This is a genomic window from Lysinibacillus sp. DFXJR4, assembly GCF_057196045.1.
In genome coordinates, this window is record NZ_JBXUNW010000001.1 from 777,869 (window position 1) to 803,416 (window position 25,548).

At 36.1% G+C, this 25,548-nt stretch carries 24 protein-coding genes and 4 pseudogenes; 20 read left to right on the plus strand and 8 right to left on the minus strand.

Annotation, left to right across the window (positions count from 1 at the left end; genetic code table 11):
• The first annotated feature begins 6 nt into the window (after window positions 1-6).
• From AC2CGN_RS03965 to AC2CGN_RS03985, 5 genes are all read left to right on the plus strand, one after another.
• Entirely contained in the window at window positions 7-1,200 is a 1,194-nt protein-coding gene (locus AC2CGN_RS03965; protein ID WP_286922950.1) for a pyridoxal phosphate-dependent aminotransferase, read from the plus strand.
• 28 nt (window positions 1,201-1,228) lie between these two features.
• Window positions 1,229-2,524, plus strand: a complete 1,296-nt coding sequence (gene asnS / locus AC2CGN_RS03970; RefSeq protein ID WP_429984873.1) for an asparagine--tRNA ligase — start codon at window positions 1,229-1,231, stop codon at window positions 2,522-2,524.
• A gap of 139 nt (window positions 2,525-2,663) precedes the next feature.
• Window positions 2,664-3,392: a DnaD domain-containing protein gene (locus tag AC2CGN_RS03975; protein ID WP_286922952.1), complete on the plus strand. Its 729-nt coding sequence runs from the start codon at window positions 2,664-2,666 to the stop codon at window positions 3,390-3,392.
• A gap of 10 nt (window positions 3,393-3,402) precedes the next feature.
• Window positions 3,403-4,065 (plus strand): endonuclease III, encoded by a 663-nt coding sequence (gene nth, locus AC2CGN_RS03980; RefSeq protein WP_484512265.1) that lies wholly within the window; start codon window positions 3,403-3,405, stop codon window positions 4,063-4,065.
• On the plus strand, window positions 4,062-4,388 hold the full coding sequence (locus tag AC2CGN_RS03985; protein WP_286922954.1) for a YpoC family protein: 327 nt from the start codon (window positions 4,062-4,064) through the stop codon (window positions 4,386-4,388). Before nth ends, AC2CGN_RS03985 begins: the two co-directional genes overlap by 4 nt.
• A gap of 63 nt (window positions 4,389-4,451) precedes the next feature.
• Here the strand turns inward: AC2CGN_RS03985 and AC2CGN_RS03990 are convergent, their stop codons facing one another.
• Both AC2CGN_RS03990 and recU read right to left on the minus strand, forming a co-directional pair.
• Complete coding sequence (locus AC2CGN_RS03990; RefSeq protein ID WP_484512267.1) at window positions 4,452-7,139, minus strand: PBP1A family penicillin-binding protein; 2,688 nt, start codon at window positions 7,137-7,139, stop codon at window positions 4,452-4,454.
• The gene (gene recU / locus AC2CGN_RS03995) at window positions 7,136-7,786 is read right to left on the minus strand and encodes a Holliday junction resolvase RecU (protein ID WP_286922956.1); all 651 of its coding nucleotides are present in this window, start codon (window positions 7,784-7,786) and stop codon (window positions 7,136-7,138) included. The genes AC2CGN_RS03990 and recU overlap by 4 nt, the downstream gene beginning before the upstream one ends.
• 413 nt (window positions 7,787-8,199) lie before the next feature.
• Here recU and AC2CGN_RS04000 point away from each other — a divergent pair, with 413 nt between their 5' ends.
• The 3 genes from AC2CGN_RS04000 to AC2CGN_RS04010 all read left to right on the plus strand — a co-directional run bounded on the left by AC2CGN_RS04000 (window position 8,200) and on the right by AC2CGN_RS04010 (window position 11,243).
• Window positions 8,200-8,394 (plus strand): hypothetical protein, encoded by a 195-nt coding sequence (locus tag AC2CGN_RS04000; protein ID WP_054770339.1) that lies wholly within the window; start codon window positions 8,200-8,202, stop codon window positions 8,392-8,394.
• A gap of 226 nt (window positions 8,395-8,620) precedes the next feature.
• Window positions 8,621-9,007: a YppE family protein gene (locus AC2CGN_RS04005; protein ID WP_286922957.1), complete on the plus strand. Its 387-nt coding sequence runs from the start codon at window positions 8,621-8,623 to the stop codon at window positions 9,005-9,007.
• On the plus strand, window positions 8,979-11,243 hold the full coding sequence (locus AC2CGN_RS04010) for a DEAD/DEAH box helicase (RefSeq protein WP_484512270.1): 2,265 nt from the start codon (window positions 8,979-8,981) through the stop codon (window positions 11,241-11,243). Before AC2CGN_RS04005 ends, AC2CGN_RS04010 begins: the two co-directional genes overlap by 29 nt.
• A 90-nt stretch (window positions 11,244-11,333) precedes the next feature.
• On the opposite strand, the gene AC2CGN_RS04015 is transcribed toward AC2CGN_RS04010, so the two are convergent.
• The gene (locus tag AC2CGN_RS04015) at window positions 11,334-11,594 is read right to left on the minus strand and encodes a transposase (RefSeq protein ID WP_484513147.1); all 261 of its coding nucleotides are present in this window, start codon (window positions 11,592-11,594) and stop codon (window positions 11,334-11,336) included.
• 1,029 nt (window positions 11,595-12,623) lie between these two features.
• Here AC2CGN_RS04015 and AC2CGN_RS04020 point away from each other — a divergent pair.
• From AC2CGN_RS04020 to AC2CGN_RS04050, 7 genes are all read left to right on the plus strand, one after another.
• The gene (locus AC2CGN_RS04020) at window positions 12,624-13,544 is read left to right on the plus strand and encodes an MvdC/MvdD family ATP grasp protein (protein ID WP_484512271.1); all 921 of its coding nucleotides are present in this window, start codon (window positions 12,624-12,626) and stop codon (window positions 13,542-13,544) included.
• Window positions 13,545-13,563: 19 nt separating this feature from the next.
• Window positions 13,564-14,616: a hypothetical protein gene (locus AC2CGN_RS04025; RefSeq protein WP_484512273.1), complete on the plus strand. Its 1,053-nt coding sequence runs from the start codon at window positions 13,564-13,566 to the stop codon at window positions 14,614-14,616.
• On the plus strand, window positions 14,617-15,018 hold the full coding sequence (locus AC2CGN_RS04030) for a hypothetical protein (protein WP_484512275.1): 402 nt from the start codon (window positions 14,617-14,619) through the stop codon (window positions 15,016-15,018). It begins immediately after the preceding gene.
• A 372-nt stretch (window positions 15,019-15,390) separates the two neighbouring features.
• Window positions 15,391-15,636: a Zn-binding domain-containing protein gene (locus tag AC2CGN_RS04035; RefSeq protein WP_484512276.1), complete on the plus strand. Its 246-nt coding sequence runs from the start codon at window positions 15,391-15,393 to the stop codon at window positions 15,634-15,636.
• 511 nt (window positions 15,637-16,147) lie between these two features.
• Window positions 16,148-16,609 carry an NUDIX hydrolase gene (locus AC2CGN_RS04040; RefSeq protein WP_484512278.1) on the plus strand — a complete coding sequence of 154 codons (462 nt, stop codon included), beginning with the start codon at window positions 16,148-16,150 and terminating at the stop codon, window positions 16,607-16,609.
• Between the two features lie 415 nt (window positions 16,610-17,024).
• Complete coding sequence (locus tag AC2CGN_RS04045) at window positions 17,025-17,249, plus strand: IS3 family transposase (protein WP_484512280.1); 225 nt, start codon at window positions 17,025-17,027, stop codon at window positions 17,247-17,249.
• A 770-nt stretch (window positions 17,250-18,019) separates the two neighbouring features.
• Complete coding sequence (locus AC2CGN_RS04050) at window positions 18,020-19,372, plus strand: DJ-1/PfpI family protein (RefSeq protein WP_484512282.1); 1,353 nt, start codon at window positions 18,020-18,022, stop codon at window positions 19,370-19,372.
• 108 nt (window positions 19,373-19,480) lie between these two features.
• Here AC2CGN_RS04050 and AC2CGN_RS04055 read toward each other — a convergent pair.
• Window positions 19,481-19,621 (minus strand): annotated as a pseudogene (locus AC2CGN_RS04055) (IS110 family RNA-guided transposase); the annotation flags it as partial.
• Between the two features lie 273 nt (window positions 19,622-19,894).
• Between AC2CGN_RS04055 and AC2CGN_RS04060 the strand changes: the two are divergent.
• The 5 genes and pseudogenes from AC2CGN_RS04060 to AC2CGN_RS04080 all read left to right on the plus strand — a co-directional run bounded on the left by AC2CGN_RS04060 (window position 19,895) and on the right by AC2CGN_RS04080 (window position 23,567).
• Complete coding sequence (locus AC2CGN_RS04060) at window positions 19,895-20,884, plus strand: DUF2268 domain-containing putative Zn-dependent protease (protein WP_484512284.1); 990 nt, start codon at window positions 19,895-19,897, stop codon at window positions 20,882-20,884.
• Window positions 20,885-21,027: 143 nt separating this feature from the next.
• Window positions 21,028-21,801, plus strand: coding sequence for a hypothetical protein (locus tag AC2CGN_RS04065; RefSeq protein WP_484512286.1), 774 nt, complete (start codon window positions 21,028-21,030; stop codon window positions 21,799-21,801).
• A gap of 78 nt (window positions 21,802-21,879) precedes the next feature.
• Window positions 21,880-22,515 (plus strand): hypothetical protein, encoded by a 636-nt coding sequence (locus AC2CGN_RS04070; RefSeq protein WP_484512287.1) that lies wholly within the window; start codon window positions 21,880-21,882, stop codon window positions 22,513-22,515.
• Window positions 22,516-22,710: 195 nt separating this feature from the next.
• Window positions 22,711-23,039, plus strand: a pseudogene (locus AC2CGN_RS04075) (GrpB family protein); the annotation flags it as partial.
• A 51-nt stretch (window positions 23,040-23,090) separates the two neighbouring features.
• Window positions 23,091-23,567: an NUDIX hydrolase gene (locus AC2CGN_RS04080; protein WP_484512289.1), complete on the plus strand. Its 477-nt coding sequence runs from the start codon at window positions 23,091-23,093 to the stop codon at window positions 23,565-23,567.
• A gap of 69 nt (window positions 23,568-23,636) precedes the next feature.
• Here AC2CGN_RS04080 and AC2CGN_RS04085 read toward each other — a convergent pair whose 3' ends face one another.
• The 4 genes and pseudogenes from AC2CGN_RS04085 to AC2CGN_RS04100 form a co-directional block, all read right to left on the minus strand.
• On the minus strand, window positions 23,637-23,777 hold the full coding sequence (locus tag AC2CGN_RS04085; protein WP_484512291.1) for a hypothetical protein: 141 nt from the start codon (window positions 23,775-23,777) through the stop codon (window positions 23,637-23,639).
• A gap of 260 nt (window positions 23,778-24,037) precedes the next feature.
• Window positions 24,038-24,882 (minus strand): annotated as a pseudogene (locus AC2CGN_RS04090) (NAD(P)-binding domain-containing protein); the annotation flags it as partial.
• A gap of 45 nt (window positions 24,883-24,927) precedes the next feature.
• A pseudogene (locus tag AC2CGN_RS04095) lies at window positions 24,928-25,011 on the minus strand (helix-turn-helix domain-containing protein); the annotation flags it as partial.
• A gap of 269 nt (window positions 25,012-25,280) precedes the next feature.
• On the minus strand, window positions 25,281-25,430 hold the full coding sequence (locus tag AC2CGN_RS04100; protein ID WP_484512292.1) for a transposase: 150 nt from the start codon (window positions 25,428-25,430) through the stop codon (window positions 25,281-25,283).
• Between the last annotated feature and the right edge of the window lie 118 nt (window positions 25,431-25,548).

Sequence of the window (25,548 nt, forward strand, 5' to 3'; positions counted from 1 at the left end):
TTCCGAATGAAAAATTTATTAGCAAACCGTGTAAAAACTTTAACACCATCTTCAACTTTAGCCATTACTGCAAAAGCTAAAGCATTAAAAGAGCAAGGGATTGATGTCATTGGTCTAGGTGCTGGTGAACCAGACTTTAACACGCCGCAAAATATTTTAAATGCTGCTATTGACTCAATGGAGAAAGGTTTTACAAAATATACACCAGCTGGCGGACTTCCAGTACTTAAGCAGGCAATTATTGATAAATTACAACGCGACAACAACCTTACATATAAGGCTAATGAAATCATTGTTGGTGTTGGTGCAAAGCATATTCTCTACACATTATTCCAAGTTATTTTAAACGAGGGTGATGAAGTCATCATTCCAATCCCTTATTGGGTATCCTATCCTGAGCAAGTAAAGCTAGCTGGTGGAGTGCCTGTTTTCGTTGAAGGTACAAGAGAGCAGGGCTATAAAATTACAGCGGATCAATTAAGAGACGCAGTAACAGATAAAACAAAAGCAGTGATTATAAACTCTCCTAGCAATCCATCAGGCATGATTTATTCTCGTGAAGAGCTAGCAGAACTTGCTGCTGTTGCAGAAGAAAAGGATATTTTAATCGTGTCAGATGAAATTTATGAGAAGCTTGTATACAATGGTATAGAGCATTTTTCAATTGCACAACTTTCTGCTGCAGTGAAAGCACGTACAATCGTTGTAAACGGTGTAGCAAAATCTCACTCTATGACAGGCTGGCGTATCGGGTATGCGGCAGGTAATGCAGACATTATTAAACCAATGACTGATCTTGCATCACACTCTACATCAAACGCAACAACAACTGCACAATATGCAACAGTGGAGGCATACAATGGACCACAGGACACAGTAGAAGAAATGCGCCAAGCTTTTGAATCTCGTCTTGAAAAAATCTATCCACAGGTAAGTGCAATTCCTGGCTTCCATGTGTTAAAACCACAGGGTGCATTCTACTTATTACCAGACGTAGCAGAGGCAATGGCTCATACTGGCTACGATTCAGTAGATGCATTTGCTGCGGCTATTTTAACAGAAGCAAACGTAGCAGTCATTCCAGGCTCTGGCTTTGGTGCACCAACTACAATGCGATTATCTTATGCTACATCTTTAGAACTATTAGAAGAGGCAGTCCGCCGTATTGATGCATTTGTCAAATCAAAATGGCAAGACTAATCCTTCTAACCAACTTTGGAGGATTTCTATGAAAAAAATTATGATTCAAGATATGCCAAAACATATCGGTGAAACAGTCAAGCTAGGTGCTTGGTTATCAAACAAACGTTCAAGTGGGAAAATTGCCTTCTTACAATTACGTGATGGCTCTGGCTTTGTACAGGGCGTTGTTGTGAAAGAAGAAGTAGGCGAAGAAATTTTTGCCGTTGCAAAAGGTATGACACAAGAAACTTCGATGTATATTACAGGAGAGGTTAAAGCAGATGAGCGTTCAAGCTTTGGCTGCGAGCTAGCTGTAACAGGTATTGAAGTGCTACATGCCGCAACAGATTTTCCAATTACCCCAAAAGAACACGGTCCCGAGTTCTTAATGGATAATCGTCATCTATGGCTACGCTCTCGTAAGCAGCACGCAATTATGAAAATCCGTAACGAAATTATTCGTGCAACTTACGAGTTTTTCAACAACAACGGATTTACAAAAATGGATCCGCCAATTTTGACTGGATCAGCTCCTGAAGGTACTTCTGAGCTATTCCACACGAAATATTTTGATGAGGATGCGTATCTTTCTCAATCGGGTCAGCTCTATATGGAAGCAGCTGCGATGGCATTAGGAAAGGTCTTCTCATTCGGTCCTACGTTCCGTGCTGAAAAATCAAAAACACGCCGTCATTTAATCGAATTTTGGATGATTGAGCCGGAAATGGCCTTTGTTGAATTTGAGGAAAATCTTGAAGTTCAAGAACAATATGTGGAGCATATCGTGCAATCTGTACTAGCAAACTGCAAATTAGATCTAGAGCGTCTTGGGCGTGATACCTCAACTCTAGAAAACATAAAAGCACCATTCCCACGTATCTCTTATGACGATGCGATTAAATTGTTACATGACCAAGGATTTAACGATATTGAGTGGGGCGATGATTTCGGTGCGCCACATGAAACAGCTATTGCCAATTCATTTGACAAACCTGTATTCATTACTTGTTATCCAGTAGGTATTAAGCCATTCTATATGCAACCACATCCTGATCGTGATGATGTTGTATTATGTGCAGATCTAATTGCACCAGAAGGATATGGGGAAATCATTGGTGGTTCTGAGCGTATTCATGATTATGATTTATTGAAAGCACGACTTGAAGAACACAATTTATCATTGGATGCTTATGCTTGGTATTTAGAACTACGTAAACAGGGCTCCGTACCGCACTCTGGTTTCGGTCTTGGCTTAGAGAGAACAGTGGCATGGATTTCTGGAACGGAGCATATCCGTGAAACTATTCCATTCCCACGTTTATTAAACCGTTTATATCCATAAGCGGCAATTACTATGGTTTGTATTTGAAGCTTTAGGTACAGATAATTACTGCCCGTTAAAGCGGGGCCAATTTAAAAGTCGCGTAGGGTAAATCTACGCGGCTTTTCTACTTACTATTAAAAAAGGAGTCAAATAAAGTATGAGCACAAATAATAGTCGACTCCGCGTATGGACTGAACAGCGAATGATTCAAATTCCCCAGCTCTTTTTTCAGTTTTATAAGGAGTTAAATATGAAGGATGAAGAGGCACTAATCGTTTTTCATTTACTAGCGTTCCATATTGAGGGCAATGACTTTCCAACACCTGATGATTTAATGAACCGCCTCACAATGCCCGACAATGATATTACCTCTGGTTTACAGCGGTTAATGCAAAAAGGCTTCCTTGAAATTACCCGTGATGTTGATGCAAACGGCAAGCTATATGAAAAATATTCAATTTTTCCACTTTGGGAGCGTATTATGCAGCTGATGGAAATGAAAGAACAGCAAAAATCTGCTACTGCACTTAGACATGAAGAGGGCGAGATATTTCGATTATTTGAAGAGGAAATGGGACGTCTTTTATCTCCTTTAGAGCTAGAAAAAATCGGTTCTTGGCTAGATGAGGATAAGCATAGTCCAGCCCTCATTAAAGAAGCGTTAAAGGAGGCAGTGTTTGCGGGGAAGCTAAGTATTCGTTATATTGATCGTATTTTGCTGGAGTGGAAAAAGAAAAATATTACGACACCTCAGGCTGCGCAAAAACAAAGTGAACAGTTCCGTGAAAAACAAACGATTCACAGGCCACCAGTCCGTTCACCGCAGCAAGAGATACAGTCGACAAATAAAGTACCATTTTATAATTGGTTAGAAGAGAGGGAGTAGGAGGACCAGTATGCTAACAAAAAAACAATGGGAGCATTGTCTAGCCGAAATGGATCGTATGTTCCCTGAGGCACATTGTGAGCTCGTACATCAGAATCCGTTCGAGCTAACGATAGCCACATTGTTATCTGCACAATGTACTGATGTTCTTGTCAATAAGGTTACGAAAACGTTGTTCCAAAAATATAAGAAACCTGAAGATTATTTAGCAGTATCCTTAGACGAATTACAGCAGGATATTCGTTCCATCGGCTTATATCGAAATAAGGCAAAGAATATTCAAGCTTTATGTCAGCGCTTGTTAGATGAATATGAGGGTGAGATACCAGCAAGTCGAGAAGCCTTGGTGACATTGCCTGGTGTTGGTCGTAAAACGGCTAATGTCGTATTATCGGTAGCATTCGATATCCCTGCACTTGCAGTGGATACACATGTAGAGCGTGTGTCCAAGCGATTAGGGCTTTGCCGCTGGAAGGATTCGGTGCTTGAAGTGGAAGAAACGATTATGAAGAAAACACCAATGGACAAGTGGTCGAAAACGCATCATCAGCTCATTTTCTTTGGCCGGTATCATTGTAAGGCTCAAAATCCAGGCTGTCATTCTTGCCCGTTACTCGGAGAATGTCGAGAAGGACAAAAGCGTTTGAAAAAAGGGCTGGTGAAAGAGGCATGAATATAGAGGCAATTACAAAGGAAAAAATTGATGCTTGGTTTACAGAGTGGCAAGAGCTAGAAGGCAAAATTCACATAGCCCATGATACAAGAAATGGTGAGGCTAAGGGCTTGATGGAAGCGGCAATTGTTTTGTTTGACCGTCTAGTAGAAGAGGGTGGAGATGAGGTATTACCGATAAATGGGGTTGAACGATTGGCCTTTATAAAAGTAAAGCCTGGTCAATATGCCTGTTATCGTCAGCTGGGTGAATTATTTAAGGAGACAAAAAAACGGACTGCTCGCTTACGACTCCAAGCTACCAAAAATAATTCAAATCGGTAAAGATATTTGATTAAATAAAGAAAAAGCAGAGGAGCATCATTATGGATGTCTCCTCTGCTTTTTTTATTCTGTACTATCGTTTTCTTCATTTGGAACGACAGGGTCAGTTGGTGGTGTAGGTGGTTGACCACCGTTATTTGTGCCATTATTAGTGTTGTTACCACCATTATTGCCACCGCTGCCGTTATTACCGTTAGGATTGCCATTGTTACTATTATTTCCACTACCATTGTGGTTGCCATTATTCCCATTGTTGTTGTGATTGCCATTATTAGCATTGCCATTACCTTGATCCGGAGACGTTGGCTGTTCTAAATCAGGTTCATCCGGAGTATCCGGCTCTTGGTTTTCGTCTGGCATACTTGTCACTTGGAAGGAGGCTGTACCAGGTTCGCTTCGTGTACCATCCACAATAGCGACGACAGAGATTGTATAATTGCCATCCTCTAAATTGTTTGCAACTGTTAGGCCTTTGCTTTCTGTTGTTCCAAGAGAAATTGTTTCTCCGCCTTCACGTTTAGCAGAGACCTCAAAGGTAGTTGGCAATGGTTCGTTAGTTTCAGGATCCAGAATGGCATCATGTTCCCAAGAAATGCTAATTGATTGAGCACCTAAATCTAAATTTGCTGAAACATTATAAGGTGTTGAAAGCTCAGGTGCCTCATATTCATTTGATACTTCCGTAGGCTCCGTGCCACGAACAAATAACTCAGTTTGACGTTTTTCACTTGGTGTGTAATCACTTGCTAATTTCAGTGGTTTTGAACCTACCTCGATTGTCATCTCTACAACAGAACTTGGTTTTTTGAAACGAGGTGTTTCAACATCCGCTGAAATTTCTTTCATAATATGTTTAAACAGTTGTTGTGGTAAACGACGTTCATCCCAAGTTGTGATAGGATCAAAGTGTTTTTCATAACCACTCCATATTGCGATTGAATAGTTAGTTGTGTAACCTGCAAACCATGAATCTGGCACACTTGTGCTAGGTAAGTTGTATTTATCAAAATCAGCTTTTGAATAGTTAGTTGTACCCGTTTTACCTGCAATATCTAAGCCAGAAACATTGGCAGCAGTACCTGATGCATCAGGCTTATTGCCAACAACATCACGTAGCATGTCTGTTACCATGTAAGCTGTGTAATCACTCATCGCAACATTAGGTTTTGGTGTGTAGTCCTTTGTTGTTTTACCATCACGATAAACAATTTTTGAAATTGCATGAGGATCATTGTAAACACCATCATTACCGAATGCTGCATAGGAAGCTGCCATTTGGATAGGAGATATGGCAATATCCCCCCCACCAATCGCATCAGATTCATACACATTTTTTGCCTTAATACCTAAACGACCAATGAATTCCTTTGCCTTGTCAGTTCCAACCTCTTTTAAAGCTTTTACAGCTGGAACGTTTCGAGAAGCATAGAGTGCCTTACGAGCTGTCATAGCCCCCATGTATTTACCATCCCAGTTTGTAATAGTTTGCTGAGTGCCTGTGTATTTCATCGGTTCATCCACAAGCGTTTGACCTGTTGACCATTTTAAATATTCAATGGCTGGACCATAATCCAATAATGGCTTCATAGTAGAGCCTGGCTGATTTTGTGTTAAATCGTCTGCATAGTTCCAACCTCGATTGCCATAATTGCGTCCACCACCAACAGCTTGAATTTGACCTGTTTTAGTATCAACAACAGCTACACCGGATTGAATTTTTTCTGTTGGGAAATTACTATCATCATTCATGACGTTTTCAACAATTTGTTGAGCTTTTGGATCAAGTGTTGTGTACACCTTAATGCCTTCTGCCATTGCAGAGCCATCACCGTTTTTCTCAAGTTCGTTTAGGACGACATCAAGGAAAGCATCATATTTAGAGCCAGCAAATTTTTGACGTGTTGTATCATCAGCTAAACCTGCTTGAACGTCTACTTTTTTTGCTTCTTCCATTTCAGCTTTTGTAATTTTACCATGTTGATACATTAATCCTAAAACTGTATTACGACGCTTTTCCGCAAGCTCAGGATTTTTTAATGGGTCGTAAGCATTTGGACGCTGTACTAAACCTGCAAGTAATGCTTCTTCATCTAACGTTAAATCTTTTAACTCCTTACCATAGAAATATTGAGCGGCTGTACCAAAGCCATATATACGACCTGACATAAGCATTTTGTTAAAGTACATTTCAAAGATTTCTTCTTTTGAGTATTTACGCTCTAATTGGAAAGCAAGCCAAGCCTCTTGTGCTTTACGTTTTAATTTTTTCTCATTTTGTAAAAAAGAGTTCTTCACAACTTGTTGTGTTAAGGTTGAAGCCCCCTGTGAGCCAAAGCCATCGCGGAAGTTGGCAATAATTGCACCACCAAGACGATAAAAATCCATACCATGATGCTCAAAAAAGCGTACGTCTTCCGTAGCAAGGATAGCATTAATCATGTCCTCTGGTATATCTTCATATTTTATATATTTACGGTTTTCTGCACCAATTGTTGCAAATAAATCACCATTTTTATCAAAGAACTCAGAAGAAACAGGGTCCTTTAGTAATTCTTCCTTAAGCTCAGGCGCGCTACTAGCATAAAAAGCGAACATCCCAGCTCCTCCAATAAAACATGCAACTCCTATTGCCACTAGCGTTAAGAAAATGCGCTTAAACCATAGCTTTCCTGATGATTTGGGCACTTTCTTTTTATTTTTTTGAGCGAGAGCTTTTTGGCGCTCACCGCGTGTTTGACGACGTTCAGTCATTCTACAATCTCCTCACTTTCAGAACCATGGCTTTTTGCTTCAATGAGCTGCTGGACAATCGGTAAATAGTCGATACGTGGATAATAGCTTGTGGGAATTTCGAAAGCTTCTCTTTCAATCGTTGAAAAAGGTATCGATTTACGCTCACCATTCTCCATTGCTTGCCAGGCCTTTTGTAAAACTTCGTATGGCACAATAAAATATCGTTCAAAAGCTGCGAAACGAACGATAATAAAAGCCACACCATTTTGTTCCATCACCTGCTGCATATGAGTCATTTGATGTAAGTGTATATTTTTTAAGGGAAAACTCGTTTTGGAAGCTGTCTCCTTTGCATCAAAATCAATATACTGCCCTTTCCAAACACCGTTATAATCTGTTGTGGAAGGAGTTCGGAAGTATGCTTCACGAATTACTGCAGCACTTCGTGATGGGTACTCTACTTTGACGATTTGTACGGGAACAGGTTTCTTATGAATGATAGCAAGTCTTTTTTTTATATAATAGTCGTTTGCTTCATTTATTTCATCTTCTAGTGTTTTCCCTCGATTACTAAAAGAAATTTCTTTGTTATCATCCTTCTTTGCCTCATTTTGTACAGTTGGATTTGGGGTATACAATTTCCCATTTGGATAACGAATTGTCATTTAGCTCACCCTCTATAATACTGCTATTATATACAATAGTTTACCATGATTCAGTAGCAGTTCACCACTTCTGGCTCGCTTAAACCATAGCAGAAATCATACGACAAGAATCAATCAATATAGTACACTTTCCGTCTTCTGAAGTCGAAAAGTTGTCAAAAAAAGGGCTGTGCTTTCTACTCAAAATGCCAAAAAAACAGATAAAGTTTTCATCCAATTCAGTAGTCAATTTGTCCTCTCTATTCGCCCCCATCTAGCTAGAAGATTATTCGGACAACAGCGCCTTCAATTTGTTTTAATAAAAAAATATCGAAATTCTTCTTCTTTCAGCTAACTTGCGCTTATTTTGTCATGCATGAAGGTAATTTTATACATGCGAGGAAATACATAAGTAAAGCAAAGGAGGCGTTGTATTGAATAAGTTGGAACAATTAGTTGCGCAGTTGGATCTAGTCAATCAATTACTTATAACAAGAGTGTCTTTGGAAAACAATGCGCATAGCATGCATTTTTTTATGCAACTCAAAGCTGTTAGCCAGAAAGTAAGCTTAGCAGAAAAGAACTGGCAAGTAAAGAATGCGTGTTCGCCTATAAGTAGTGAAAAATGATAGACTTTGGTACACTTATCTCATATGCAAAATAACTCACTCAATATGTGTATTTTAAATACAATATTTACCATATCAAGAGGTGAGAGACATGCTATTATAAAAACCTTCATATACAACTTGTTTGTCATGTATTGTAGCTGAGATTTCCGATAACAGTACTACTATACATGCTGAAGTGATTTTAAGTTTGTATTTGGTGTAATGAATGAGATGAGGTGCGAAATTGTTATTAATACAGCAAACTTCCATATTAATAGATGAATGTGAAAAAAGTGTTGCACGCTTTTGGCAAATGCGTGAAGAGGACCGTACACCTGATTTTTTTAAGGAGGTTAAGCCACATGCCGATGCTATTCATCAACACTTAAAGGAGTGGCAACAGGGGGCCAATTTGTGGATTCAAAACAATAATCCAAAGTATATGCATATCCAACAAATTGCTGCTGTGGTGGAATCCATGGAGCAATTTGTTGTGCAATCTTTTTTTAAAGAAACAAGTAAAAAACGCTTTTTAGATGCTATTCATTCTACCTCCTTTACATTGAAAAATTTTGAGCGAATCGTGAAGGAGGGAACAAAAGATGCTATCCAAAAAGAGAACCATCAATGAATTATTAAACGAGTGGAGATATGATGAGGAATTAAAAGAACGAATTTTACACTGGCAGACACTTGAAGGACGTGAAGCAAAATATGCTCCTTTCCCGGGAAATTTACACCCTTCTCTAGTAAAGGCACTACAGGCAAGAGGGATCGAGCAGCTTTATACACATCAGCGAGAAGCCTTCGATTTGGCGCAGAGTGGTACATCCTTTACTGCGGTGACGCCAACAGCATCAGGTAAATCATATTGCTATCATCTGCCAGTTCTTCAAACAATATTAGAGAATAAAAATGCCAGGGCTATTTATTTATTTCCGACAAAGGCTTTGGCACAGGATCAGAAAAATGATTTAAATGAATTAATTGAACAAAGTGGAGAAGAGATATTAAGCTACACATATGATGGAGATACCGCACCTGGAATTCGCCAAAAGGTGCGAAAAGCAGGGCATATTGTCATGACAAACCCCGATATGCTCCATTCAGGCATATTACCACACCATACGAAATGGGTATCCCTTTTTGAAAATTTACAGTACATCGTTATGGATGAATTACATACATATAAAGGTGTATTTGGTTCACATGTAGCCCATGTTATACGTAGACTCAAGCGGATATGTGCATTTTATGGCAGCAAGCCGCTCTTTATTTGTACTTCGGCAACTATAAAAAATCCAAAGGAATTAGCAGAGGTTCTAACAAATGAAACTCATGCATTAATTGCTGATTCGGGAGCACCAGTTGGTAAAAAAACATTTCTTTTTTACAATCCGCCTATTGTTCATAAAACGTTTGGTGTGCGTCGTAGTGCGGTTTTAGAGGTAAGTGACCTAGCAAAAAGATTATATATAGCAGGTATTCAAACTATTATCTTTGCTAAAAGCCGTGTAAGAGTAGAAATGATAGTGACCTATTTAAAGGAGCTGACAAGAAACAAGCTACTTGATGAATCGGTACGAGGCTATCGTGGAGGCTATTTACCTTCTGAGAGAAGAGTAATTGAACGTGGTCTTCGAGATGGCACTATTCAAACAGTTGTTAGTACAAATGCATTGGAATTAGGAGTCGATATTGGACAGCTTCAAGCATGCATTATGACAGGTTACCCAGGAAATATTGCAAGTGCCTGGCAGCAAGCTGGTCGTGCTGGTCGTCGACAGGACGAGGCATTAATTATTTATGTAGCCCAATCGTCTGCACTGGATCAGTATGTGGTCAATTATCCACTCTTTTTACTCGGTGGTGCTCCTGAGGAAGCACGTATTTACCCTGAAAATATGTTAATTTTAATGGACCACTTAAAATGTGCAGCATTTGAGTTACCTTTTTCCACAAATGATGCATATGGAGAATATGAAGTTCAGGAATTATTAGATTATCTAGCAGAGGAAGGCGTTATTTTTAAAACAAGTGATAAGTGGCACTGGATGAGTGATCGTTTTCCTGCACACGATATTAGTCTGCGCTCTGCTTCTCAGGAAAATGTTGTAATCATTGATATGACAATTCCTGCACAAACAAAGGTCATCGGTGAAATGGATCGTCACAGCGCAATGACATTATTACATGAAGAGGCAATTTATTTACATCAAGGCATTCAGTTTCAAGTAGAAAAGCTTGATTGGGAAGAAAAGAAAGCCTTTGTCCGTGAAGTAGATGTCGATTACTACACAGATGCTAATCTAGCAGTTGAAATGAAAGTACTAGAAGAAGATCGTAATAGAGACTATAAGGGGGGCACAATTAGCTTTGGTGATGTTGGGTTAGTTGCTCAGGCCACACTATTTAAAAAAATACGCTTCGGCACTCATGATAATATCGGATCAGGTCCAATCCATTTACCACCAGATGAGATGCATACAAGTGCCACCTGGCTATCCCTTCATTTATCAGAGCAGTGGTCAGAGGCAGAATTGACCGAGGTAATGATTGGAATAGCCTACGCAATGAATGCCTTTATACCCCTGTTTATTCAATGTGATAGCAGTGATGTAGCAGTTGTGCCTCAAGTAAAGGCTTCACATAATGAGATGCCAACATTTTTTGTTTATGACAAGTATCCTGGAGGAATCGGATTAAGTGAAAAGGTCTATGATTTATGGGAGGAACTATTAATTAAAACATTAGAGCATGTTTCAAATTGTCCATGTGAATCAGGTTGTCCATCCTGTATTGGAGCGCAAGACAGTTTACAACAGGGGAAACAAAAGGTAATAGGTCTTCTTCAAATTTTAAATTAAAATAAAAATAAAAAGAGGGCTTAGGAGGAATAAGTATAACACGAATCCTTCAAGTCCTCTTCTTTAAATAATTTATAAATCATTTTACGGTCAACGAATTCTTGCTTTACTAATTGAAGGTGGAATTGCTCTAATATCTCCTCTATGATGGCTAGATACGGACATATCACGGAAATCATTGATGGTACGATGATCAGGTGTTTGCAGGCCTGCTAACGCAGGCAGATTTTCTTCAACCATTCGTTTCATTCTTCGGCTAGAATATATTTTTTTCGTATAGGCAAATAAAATAACTTTCAGTAACAGTTTAGGATGATAATGGGCACAATCACACCTACATAATAGGAAAATAGCAGTTTATCTGGAATGGATTCCATCATTTTTCAATTAAACGTGCTACATGATGCCTAATGTGGTGTGGTGACTTCATTTTACAAAAGAGGACGATTTTTTTAATATAGATGGAAAAAGGCTGTACCGAAAAGTCAATGTACATTGACTTTTCGGTACAGCCCCGTTTTATTACAACCCATTGATTTCTCTTTAAATCAAATGATTTATACTCATCGAAAAAAACAATGTATGAAGTCAAGTTTACTTAAAAGGAAATGATAAAACTAGGATTATGTGCAGGGAAATTCTATTTAATAATTTATAAATTAATCAAATATATTTTTCACAAAAGGAGTTAAGCGATATAAATCGGTTTTTTTATAAATATTACCTATTTTAAAGAAATTTATCCAATTAACATTTATAATTGGTATTTGTGAGGTAGGAGGAGGATATTATGTATGAAATTTTACCAGAAATAATAAATAGACTAAAAGTAAAGCAATTAGAGGAAATATTTATTTTAAATAAATTAAATCTTTAAGGATTTAGAATTAATGGACCATCAACCCCAGTTAAAAATACAGAAGATGAAAATGCGCCTTATACCCAGATTTTGGATATAAACGAATTGAAAGTGAATTTATTGAGATAATTGAGGATATTACAACCATATAAAGGTTCATTTAAGGTCACCATGATTCTCTCTGTCAGAAGGTTTTCAAAATCTATTATGACAATGATTTACGTATCCAGCACGTGGTTCTGAACGAGAAGTCTAAGCTCTTGAAAAATAGGATTTATGAAATTAATTCAATTATAGTAATATTAAGAAGAAATAAGTGGGTGATTATTTTATCATTGAACCACCCTTTAAAACACCTGAGTAAGAGGATTTTTATAAAATGTAAAATTTAGCCGCACAACAATTTTTAAAATATCCATGTAATCAAAAGTGGTAAAAACAGTTAAAATCAATATGATATTGGTTTATGGAAATAAAGTCCTTTTAAATGAGTTATAATTAAGTATGAAATGGGGTTTACAATGGATAAGATTTTAATAGTTACTCATTCAAATGACTATACAGCAGATTATATTATAAAAAAATATCCTAAAGTAGACTTTTTTAGATTAAATACAGATCTAATATCTAATTATTCTATTGAGGTTACAGAAGAACGAATAGAAATTTTTAATAATATCACTAACAATAATATTTCTACAAAAAATTGTGTAAGCGTCTATTATAGAAGAATTATGCTACCTGATTTCAGTGAATATAATCAAATGTATTCCCAAGTATTAACAAGTGATTTTATTTCATATATAGAGGGGATAATTGAAGTGTTTTCTTCAAAAGTATTAACACGCCCATCTATTCTAAAAAGAGCAGATAATAAAGTTGTTCAATCACAACTAGCAAGAAAGTTTAAATTAAAAATGCCAAAAAGTTTAATCTCAAATAGTGACGAAAGCGTGAGAGATTTTATTAGCCCAGAAAAAGATTATATTGTTAAGCCATTGTCTGTTGGTAGAGTAGTAACAGATGAAAATATTAAAATTGTACAAACTAATTTAGTTAATAAAAGCCTCGAAATTCCGAAATTAGCAAAGAATCCAACTTATTTTCAATCATATATTGAAAAATCTTATGAGTTAAGAGTTACTGTAATAAATAAAAATATTTTTTCTGTAAAGATATATTCTCAAGATAAAGTTGATTGGCGAAGTTTAAATAATGATATTCAATATGAGTTGACTGAAATACCAAAGGAACTAAAGAAAAAATGTCTTTCTCTTATGAAGGATCTAAAAATAAATTTTGCAGCGTTTGATTTTATCTTTAACAATGGTGAGTATTATTTTTTAGAATTGAATGCTAATGGACAGTGGCTGTGGTTAGAAGAAGAGTTAGATTTAGATATAAGTTTGAAAATAATTGAATATTTATTAGAGGGTGATTGAAATTATAAAATATCTTTTTTTGAAAATTTTTTCCTTTTCACCTCTCTTTACAATGAGTTATGATGAAAATTTCGGAAGTGTTTCACGTAGTATTGTAGCTAAAAACTCTATTTCAAAATTTCGATTGTCTTTGTTTTCTTTAAGAATAGGAGAAAGCGCATATTATTTATTTAGTATAAAAGAAAAGAAGTTCAATTTCTTTTATCAAATTAGTATTCCAGATTTACTTGAATGGTATAGTGATGTAAATATTGACAAAGAATATGGTGAATTCGGTAAAAAGTTATATGAAACAAAAGAGAACGAAAAAGTAACTTTGATATCTGAATTTTATTCTAATGAAATAAATAAATTAGAAAACGGATTTAGTCAAACTTTTAATAAATGCTTAGCATATATAGCTTTAGTAGCTTTTATCGCACCATTTTTTTTAACCTTTATAACTACAATTAATGTAAAAACTATCTGGATTTATATAGTTCTAATATTAATAATATTTTATTGTTTAGGGAATTTATTTTTGTTGATTTTAAGCTTTGTTAAGGTAAAAACATATAGATTTCTTAGAGAAAGTGAAATTCATAAATTCGATGATATGGAAAGAACAAGAACATTATTACATTTCCATACATATAAAATTATGCAAAAAAAATCAAGATATCATGTATCAATTATTACGAATATTGAAAGGTATATTAAGTTTTTTATTTTGTGGGCATTTGGAACATGGGTTATTTTGTTTTTATGGCAATTCATTAATAGCGATCAACACATTGAAGCAAATCTAGTAAAGGAAGTTTACGATATAGTTGATATTGATTTAAGAATTGATAATAATTCTAGTTTTCATTTGACAAATAGAATTGAGTTAGCAAAAATTAATAGAATTATAAATAATAATAATAAACAAATAATTATTTTATATTCAGACCAAACTCCAAAAATACTGAATGAAAACTTAAAGTCATATATAAATTTAAATATTCCAAAAAACTCTGAGGTAATTCACTTAGAGGACAAAGATATTGAGACTAATAGATATAAAATTTTAATTAGAGGAGATGAAAAGTAAATGAAGCAACCATATGTTTTTAATTATGCAATTCTATGTGAATATGAAGTTGACAATAGTCAATATGACGAGTTTAAACAGTTAAATTTAAAGAGAAGACCTGGACAAGATACTACCATATTAACTGATTCAATAGAGAATACAGATTCTTATGAAGCGATGTATAAAATAAATAAACCAGAAACAGAAGAACTGACTAAATCTTTAGAGAATACAATGATATTATTAACAAAAAAACCAGACACAACTCCGTTAACGGAATCTTTAGAAAATACAGCTGTATTTGGTATGAAAAAACCAGATACATCAACAACAACTTTTGAGTTAGAGAACCAAAATATTTTGTTCCGAATTTCGAAACCAGATACTACTGGTGAGACACGTAGTTTAGAAAAGGAGTAATTTAAACTTTTAATTTAGTGAACCATTGTTTATTTTATAAGGAATGAAAATCTATCAGGTTAAATCCTTATTAAGTAAGGGTTTAACCACTTTTTGTTTTTGGTAATTAATATTACATTTCTTTAAAAATTCAAATTTTATTTTAATCCCATGGTACTTTGCACAAGGAGATAATCATGTGTTATTACTTAACCTTTTATGAGATGTTAAAATAAAGCTTAATGAAAAATATGACAATATCAGGTCAGGTCCAATCCATTTACCACCAGATGAAATGCATACAAGATTTAAGATGCCTCATGACAGGTCAGAATTAGATTTAGATGCTGCCATGATTGGAGCTTTCAATGTGATAGTAGCGATGTAGCTGTTGTGCCACAAATAAAGGCAACACATAATGAGCTGCCAACATTTTTTGTATATGACAAATACCCTGGAGGTATAGGTCTAAGCGAAAAAGTATATGATCTATGGGAGAATTTATTAACAAAGACCCAACTACATGTCCAAAGCTGTCCTTGTGAATCAGGCTGCCCATCTTGTATTGCCCCACAAGATTCTACGTTGAATGTAAAAAGTAAAGTCGTCAAGCTACTTCAACTATTAAATTATCAGTAGTTAAGTATGGAGAGGGAGAGGATATAAATTAAATCTTCAAACTGTTATCTTGAGATAGACCTCACAATTTTGAAGCTTCTTTTGTATCAATAATTTTATCTAAAATGTCCATTTAAATCCTCCTGTCGACTAAGTTACATACTTCGCTAAAATTTCATGTTTATTAGCTTCTACAATATTTGCAGCAACTTCACCAAGCGATTTTAAAGTAGCATTTGTGCCTTGTGCTACAACTTTACCGTCTAGCATTTGAATGAATGTTTAGTGATTTACCTTTGTTACTCTCGATATTGATATATATTCGATGAATTTCAGTGTTTTTTTCCATTCTTTGAACGTTACGACAACACGCTTCATTATCTGTGGTGAAGTCCTGATTTTTGCGTTTCATGGATGGCTAACAGGTAGTTAAGTTTTTAATATGAACATTCAAAAATTGGAACTTATAGGAACAATAATCGTATTAATTTGAAAGGAATAAATAAAAACTAGTGATTTAAGGGGTGGAGTAATGAACTACATACAAACAATTCGTAAGTTAATTGGAAATGAAATGCTAATGACTATTGGTTGTGGAATTATTATTGAACAAGAGAATCAAATTTTACTTCAACATCGAAAAGATCGGGATGTTTGGGGTATCCCAGGCGGTGTTATGGAGCCTGGAGAAACTTTTCTTGAAACTGCTGTGCGCGAAACATTTGAAGAGACAGGATTGATAGTTGAACAATTAAAGTTGTTTGGCCTTTATTCAGGAGAAGAAGGATTTGCAGAATATCCGAATGGAGATCAGGTTTTCAGCATCCAGATCATTTTCCATTCAAGTTGTTTTTCAGGAGAATTAATTCATGAAACAGAAGAAAGTCACGAACATAGATTCTTTACTCGCAATGACCTACCTCATTTGAACACACATCAAAAGCGATTCATTCAGGATTGGGTAAACCAAGTGACTTTGCCCATAATAAAGTAATCTGACGGAGTGAGACATCAAAAAGGGTAGAGATAATAATCTTTTCCATAAACAACTAACAGGTCCTTTAATTGAGGAAAATGAGTTACATATGAAGCTCTTTTTTCTCAACTGTCTAGCGAATATGGCGTTTCTGAAGTAACTATTAATAAATGAATTAAGTTACATTCTCCAATCGAAGGTACAGAAGAATTAACTGCAGCGGAAGTTTCTTCGATCCAAAAAGAAAATCTTTGGTTAAAGCAGGAGATTGAAATCTTAAAAAAGGCTATGACCATATTCGCGAAAAAGTAACAGAACAAGAACTCATTGGCCATATTGAAAATGAAAGCGAACATTATCCTATTCAATTAATGTGCGCGCTTTAAAGGTACCCAAAAGTACGTATTATCAGTCTTTCCACAAGAAACCAAGCGTGTATGAAGTTGAAAAGAAAAAAATTACAGTACGTATTTGTGCCATTCACAAAGAAAGTGATAGACGATACGGTGCGCCGAAAATCCATATACAGTTACTCAAAGAAGGTGTGAAAGTCAGTATTAAACGCGTACAAATACTCATGAAAAAAGCTGGTATTCGCCTCGAACATCACAAAAAAGTACCGTCCGACGCCAACACAAAAGCCCGTGGAAGAACATGAAAATGTACTCGAACAGGATCTCCTAACAACGACGAATAATGAAAAATGGGTAGCCGATATTACATCCATACGATCCAAGATGGTTGATGCTATTTGGAAGTATATGTCGAGCTGTAGCGCAAAACTTTGGGGTTCGGCAATCTTCCCCTTTATATTTTTGGGCCAACCTCCATGGAATTTCTCGCTCTACATCCCAAGTAGTCTGTCAAAGGCTCTTTTCACTTTGACTGGCTACTCGGGATGTGGAACACTCCATAAATGATGGTTGCCACAAAACAAGAACTTAACTTTTATGTGTCCGGAATCTTGACTTAGATCCACATAGGTATAGCCCTTTTTTTTAAAACCCTTTGGCTGGATCCATTCTCTTATTGCCTTTTTCCGTTTTTATTTTCATAGGAGTTGAATAACTTGCTGTCAGATTAACACCTTAATTGCCTGGAGCAACAGCCATTTAAACAATGCGGAAGCCTTCTTTCGGTTAAATCCTTGGAGGGCATTTTTTATTTGAACAGCTCAATGATCTTTCTACAACCCTCTTCATAAACCAGCTTGAACGAGGCAGCCCCATTTTGGTTACCGTATATCATTTAAAAACATTTTTTGCATATAGCCATATCGAGTCACATGAAAAAAAGGAAAGAGACTTGTGACCATAGGTCGTTCCAACATTAGGCCGGCATCGTAATTGGGCTACAGACTGATGATAAGTATATATTGGTTTGTTACACTTTATGGGTAAGAAATTTAGCCTGAGGGAGAGGAATCATGTGAAAACTGTATGGCGAATCAGTATTTATCTCATCGTTTTTGTTGTAGTAGTAGGAGGTGTAGGCGCACTCGGGTTCGTCAATACAATGAATGAGGTAATGTCGGTTTACGATAAAGGCGCACCTTCATTGAGGAATGTGCAGGTACCGAAATATGACGCAGACAAACCGACAGTGGCAGTGTTGCTGGCGAATGAATCAACAGAAGTGTTCGATTTTCTCGTCCCATACGAGATGTTTGCGATGACAGAATCTTATAATGTATACGGCGTTGCACCCGATCGTGAAATTAAATCGCTAACCGGCGGACTCGATGTCGTTCCGCATTATTCGTTTGAGGAAATGGATGCGATGCTCGGCAAAAGCCCAGACATTATCGTCATACCGTTTATGCCGATTCTGGATGAGAAAAAATATTCGCCTGTCCGTGAATGGATTCAGAAGCACTCGAGCGACAAGACTTTATTGCTTTCCATTTGCAATGGGGCGGAAAATCTGGCCGATACTGGCTTACTTAATGGCAAATCTGCCGCGACGCACTGGGGGGACATCGACCGACTCATTAAGCAATATCCAAAAGTTCAGTGGGTGAAAGATCTACGCTATGTCCCACAAGGCAATATCATATCTTCTGCCGGTCTGACATCGGGAATTGATGCTATACTATACGTCATTTCCCAGCAGTTAGGTGAGGATGCGGCGAAGAAAGTGGCAGTAGAGATGAACTATCCATCTTACGATTTCGTGAAAAAACCGCAAATGGAACCGTTCACTACCGGGCTCAGCGATATAACGTTCATACTAAACAACGCTTATCAGTGGAACAAAGTAAAAGCGGGCGTGCTGCTGTATAACGGCGTCGATGAACTAGATTTGTCCGCCGCATTCGATACGTACGCTGCTTCTGGCACGACGACGACGTTGACCGTTTCCAGTGCAAATGAACCGATCGTAACGAAGCATGGCCTGAACTTAGTCACGCGTTATCAGATAAAAAACGTGCCGAAACTAGAGAAAATGATTGTCGTCGGTGCCGGTGCCGAATCATCCGCCGCCAAAGACATTAACCAATGGAACGAAAGCGGCAACAGCGCGGAACTACTGTACTTACATCGCGAAGCAACGGATCGGTTTGCAATGGAACCTGCATTCGAGGATTTGGCTAAGCAGGAGGATATTGGGACGGCGAAATTTGCTGCCAAGCGGCTCGAATATCGCGCCACCAATCACCTGAAGCTAGAAGGGAGATCCTTCTCTTATGAAGCGTTTGGTGTTCCAATTTTACTCGGCATCTTGTCCTTACTTATCGCTTTTTTCATCGATCAACGCTTCTTCGCACGGAAAAAGTTATAAGCGCATTAAGGTTGTGACATTCTATCCGACTTGAAGGTGGCTGATCAGGGGTGTTGGCTGAAAGTAGAGACTGTTTTCTACGCAATTCCATCTGTCGGATGAATGTTTTTGCGAGAAAGGGAACGTTTTTTGGAGCACGCATCCTCTGTCATCAACCGCGCATGCATGTGAACGCTTGGCAATATCGATACCGATGACGAGTGTTTTTTCAGAGACTTGATTAATCTTTTGGTTCGTTTTAGAATTCATAAAAGGAGTCCTCCTGTGTGATGGTGGGTCAATGGCTGTTGACACTCATGCATCATACAAGAGGGCTTTTCTGATTTCAAGCCCCTGAAAATCCTTCTAACAGGTTTTTTATTGGATATTTATGTTGAATTTGATTTTTATCTTGTAAAGAATTGTACTTAAACAATGGTACAGTTTAGTTGCTTAAGAAACATCAAATTAATAGGCGAAATCAGACTAAAATATGGTAAAATCATTTACTAAATAGTATTTTTTGCACAAGGAGGATATTATTTGGAAAAGTATCTAAAAATAGTTGTTGTATTTATTCTAATTATTACATGTCTAACGCTTACTTCCTGCACACAAACAGAAAAGGGTGAGAACCAACTTCACGAGAAAGACCAAATAACAGTTTACAAAGAACTTGTGTTCTTAATTGAACACCCTCAAACCAGACAAAAATACAAAATCATTCATGTCAATCAATTGTTTTTTCCGTATATTGAAAAGGTCAAAGATAATCCGAATCTTTCATCCTCGGAAACTTTGGAACTATATAATAAAGAAATCATTCAACCCATATACAAGGATTGTTTTGAAAGTGGAGAATACCTACATATGGCAGAAACCCTTTTTAATACGTTTCCTAAAGGGGTAACAGAAATACAAGACATAAGTGAAAAAATGGAGACTCATAAAGCAGAAATCAATCAACTCATTCAAGAATCTCTTTTGAAATCCGCAGACCTCTTACCCTCACAGAGTGATGTTGCAGTTTGCGTATTCCCTTCCTCCACCAATAATATGACACCATTCACGGTTGGGGCGGGCAAAATTATCATCCCACTTAATCTAAATGTTTTGGATGATAGTATAAAGGTAACAGTTGCGCACGAATACCATCACAGCGTTTGGGCGGAAAAGTATTTCAGTAATAATAACTGGGCTTCTGTTTTGGATAATATAGTCTTTGAAGGAAAAGCGGTCATGTTTGAAAAGTCAGTTTATCCCGACTACTATGGCTATAATCCAATGGATTTTACTTACAACAAGGAATTGTGGTCTAAAGTTGAACCTGATTTAAATAAATACGACCTAAATCGTACATCAGAAATTTTACATGGTGGAAAAGGGTTACCGAAGGGTTACGGTTACATTGAAGGCTACAAGATGGTTAAATCCTATCTTGATTTGCACCCTAATGTAACACCTGAGGAATGGACTGCCCTAAGTTCAAAAGAAATTTTTGAAAAAGGAGATTATCTTGAACACTATAAATAATAAATCTATGAATGAATTAACATATATTCCAAGGGGAAATATATGTTAATGGTTAATTAAAAATCATTGAGTTGGTTTGCAGCTCTTTTTTTCTTATTTAGTTGAAGATTAGCGTTCCAGAATAATCAATCTTTATTATAAAAATGAATAGTGACAAACATATAAAATTTCGTATATTGATCAAACTTTGTTCAATATACGAGGTATATTTTAATCAGGAAAATGAGGATAGCCAGCAAATTTTAATCAATCTTTTTTCAAAAGTGACACTTCATCTGTTTATTTTTGATAATGGGGATAATCTTGAAAAACAAGGTATACTACCATCGGAGTTATATCTAAAAATTCATCGAGATATAAGCAAAATTGATACAAAACCATTTAGCTATATTCAATGTGAAGCATTAACAGATAAATTACCAAAGGGATTTATTGGTCCAGTTCCTGGTGCTTATCAAATTGTGGCTGGAAGGTTGCCAGTAGAGGAAGCATCAAATGAACAATTGAAGGAAACGGCATTAAAATCATTAAATGATTTAACTGTTGTTCCCAAGTATTTTTCTACACTATTAGACCACGGAAAAGAGAGATTAACGAGAGTTGTACGTTTACTTAATACACAAGTTTCTCCAACAATATATCACGTCCTATCTTTAGTACATCAAGATGCCATTGAAATATGGCAGATGCCAAAAAATAAGGCAATACACTTATTACCCGAAGAAATGAAAAAATTTGCAAATCAATTTTATGAATGTGCTAAAAGGTATTACCCTGATGAAATTTCGGTTAATGATGCTTTAGGTATGATTGAAAATGGTGCAAAGTTCTTCGAAAGTGTAAATCTCTGGTTCAAATTGAGAAAAACTAACGGATGCGTTAATTATAGATCGTTGAGGTACATTGGCAACAACTAACGGTGCAATTTAGTTGAACAAGCGTAAATAATTCTACAGACCTTATTTAGATAAAATAACATTAATTAGGGGGAAAGAATGAGTAATTTTAGAGGGATAATCTTAGAGGGCTACTCGAATGCTGGAAAAACATCAGTCTTAAAAGCGTTGAAACAACTTCAAGCAAGTGATGATGCCGAACGTAGTGTCATAGTTCTCAGTGAGCATTATTCGCAAGTATTACACAAGGTAAATGGTGAATTAAAGTCGTTAAGTCGAGATGAACACTTACAAGTCTTAAGAGAAAGAGTCACGATGCTGAAAATGTTAAATAATTGGTCAAGAGAAATTGGACAAACCCAACGTTCAAAAGGTTTATTCTTTATATTGGAAAGGTTTCATTTAAATCATCGAGTAGCATTTTCTCATTCAATATCAGATGAAATCAATGAATTAGAAGCCGAGTTATTTGAAATGGGAGCAAGATGTACTTTGTTAACTGTATCACCAGAGAATTTAGAGCAAAGAATAAGTAGTAGAAACCCTAATGAATGGGAAGGGAAAACCATGGAAGAAATGAAATTAGCGTGTGAATTATTATTAAAACAACAACAAGAGTATAGGAGCCAAGCTGAAAATTCTATCATTCCTACAATTGAAATAAATACTGATAATAAAGATTGGGGTTCCTACGCCAAACAAATTTACTTATTAAACTCCCATGAAAGAACGTAACATCTTTCATTTTCTGTGGTGTAGCGCTGGTTTTTGTTCTACATGGATGGCTAACTGGGGCAATTGTTAGAGCGGTCGCTTTTCAATATCGTTGAGGTCAGTTCAATATATATAAGTGAAAAAATAATTAATGGAGGGGGTTATGTGATACATTCTGGTATAGAAATTGTTAAATTCAATGAACAATGGGCTGAAATATTTCAATCAATAAAACAAATCTTTAAATGATTTAATTTTTTGGATTGAATACATCGGAAGCACTTCAACCGAAGGTCTTGGAGCAAAACAAATTTTAGATATAGATATTGTAATAGAGTGTTTTTCCAAAGGTAATCATGGGACTTGAACAGATAGGATACTTTCGCCAAGAAGAATGGAGTTTTGAAGATAGAGAAACATTTGGCAGAAATGATATATCTACACCTTGGGATGGAGAAGGGACGCAATGGATGGAGCACCACCTTTATGTTTGTAACAAAAATAGTGAAGAACTTGCAAAGCATTTAGCATTCAGAGATTATTTGTGAAATTACCCACAAGTCGTAATTGAATATGAAAATGAGAGGAGATAAGTAATGAGGGCGCCTTATCAAGTTTTGGTATTACCTTATATAATCACTGACAATTCTATTGAATATGCAATTTTTAAGAGAAGTGATTATGGGTATTGGCAGGGATTAGCAGGTGGTGGGGAAGAGGATGAGACTCCTATTGAATCAGCTAAACGAGAAGCATTTGAAGAGGCTGGTATTACAAAAGATTATCCATATATTGAATTAGATTCTATGTCTTCACTACCAGTAGAAGATGTAGTTGGGAACTTCCTTTGGGGAGAAGACATTTATGTATTAAAAGAATTTTCTTTTGGTGTTAAAGTTCCTACAAAAGATATAACTTTATCAAAAGAGCACCTCAACTACAAATGGTTATGTTTTGAAGAGGCAGTAACGCTTTTGAAATGGGATAGCAATAAAACGGCGTTATGGGAATTGAACAAAAGGTTATTAAATCAGATTAACAACAAGCAAAAGTTTGCGAAAGAAAATACTTAATCTAACGGTGCTAATTGAAGAAGATAGCAAAACCAGAAGCAACAATCTTTGAGAAAATACCCTATTGAATTAGTGGAGCAGTTTCAAATCTAGTAGCTGGTCTATTTTTTCGTGAATTGTTTGTTCTTGTTTTGTTTGCCGTTTAATTTCTAACTGTAATTTTTGTAATTCATCTTCATCAAAATCTGAATCAATGTATTTATGTGCCATTTCTTTATTTGTTAAAATATCTTTGACTGCTTTAATAATGTTTTGTCTATTTCTTTTATCATTTATATATGGTTTAACTGGACAATTATCATGTGTATTTTTTCAGCAGCCTGTGTAATTACAAAGAGAGGGAATCCAATTCAAGCTGTGGAATAGTCGCCTTTTGAAAATCAAAATAATAAGTCGTGAAAGCCTTGCTATTACTGGCTTTACCAGCTTTGTAATTGCTCTCTATTAAAATATGAATACTATATTGATTACTATGCGCTCTTTTCCAGAACTGAGTATAAAAACTTAGCATCTTTTCCTACCCCACAAATAAGTGCCGACCCTCTTTGGTGTTGCCACGGTAGTCCAATATAATATAACCCTTGTATGGGACTTACCCCTCTTTTATGAAGAGGAAAACCTTTTGCATCTAAAACTCCCTCTATGTCTATCCATTTGTAATCAGGAACAAATCCTGTTGACCAAATAATATTTTGCACGTTTTTTTACTATGATCATTAAAAATTATTTCTCTTCCTTGTGTTTTTATGACTCTTGGTTTTATATTAATTTTCTCTTCCCGAATCAGATGCTTTAATTCAAGGCCGAAAATAGGATCACTTTGTTTTTGAAACCAAGATCCGCGCCTTGTATCCGTTCCTGCATATAATAGACCAATCTTTTCTAACCAGTAAAAAATGCTTTTGCCCATAATATTAACAGGTAAAAATTTAAATGGATGGCTAATAGCAATGGTTACTTCACGATTTTCTGCAAGTTCAGTAGCAATTTGTGTACCCGAATTCCCTCCTCCAATCACAAGAATAGGACCACCTGGAATCATCTCAGGTGATTGATATTGGGAAGAATGAATTTGAAACACCTCTTTTGAAAGACTTTGGGATATTGCAGGAATGAACGGTTTCTGAAAAGCCCCAGATGCTCTGATTACATGTTTAGAATGAAATATCCCCTTATCAGTAGAGACTTTAAATGTATTTTTTATTTTTTGGACTTTATGTACAGTTGTCTCCATTTTCACCGGTAATAAAAAACGTTTCGCATATGCTGCAAGATAATCCGCGATTTCATCCTTTGTAGGCAATGCGTTGTTCTCCTCGACAGTTAATTCAACTTCTTCTTTTGTGTGACCACGGCGATCACGTAATCCCTCTTTACTGTTTGCTTCAAATTTCTTCGTCCATTGATAAACCTGCTGATACGAAACACCATAAGTTTGTGCTGCTAACTGATAATTTTTCTAGTGCTTCAAGCAGTAGTTGACAATTTCAATGCGCTCTTCAAAAGTTGTCTTTCTTCCTTCTGTCATAGCTCGACTCACTCCTTTATCTGAATCTTTTAATTCACTATGACTAGTATACTTTTTTACCTACCTTTTTAAAACAGAGGTACTGCTAATTGTGAATAATTCCGTTGAATGTAGTCTTCCACAGCCGCCAATTTTAACTCTTTTGAATAGAATTTACATGAAGTCGCTTCTTGTAATCCTTCACGTTAACCTGCCTCATATTTCATTTTCCAACTATATAAAGTTTGATCATTTACTGAAAACTTTTCACACAATTCCCTTATAGAATATTGACCTTCTTCAAACAATTGAAGGATATGTAGTTTTAACTCAAGTGAATGTTTGCTTCGCCCCATCAAAAATACTCCCCTAGATAAACAGATTTTATTTTTTAATCTGTCTACCTAATAGGGATCATATCAAAAAGGAGAGTACTTTGGCTTTTTTTATTTCAAGAAATTACATTTGTTAAAA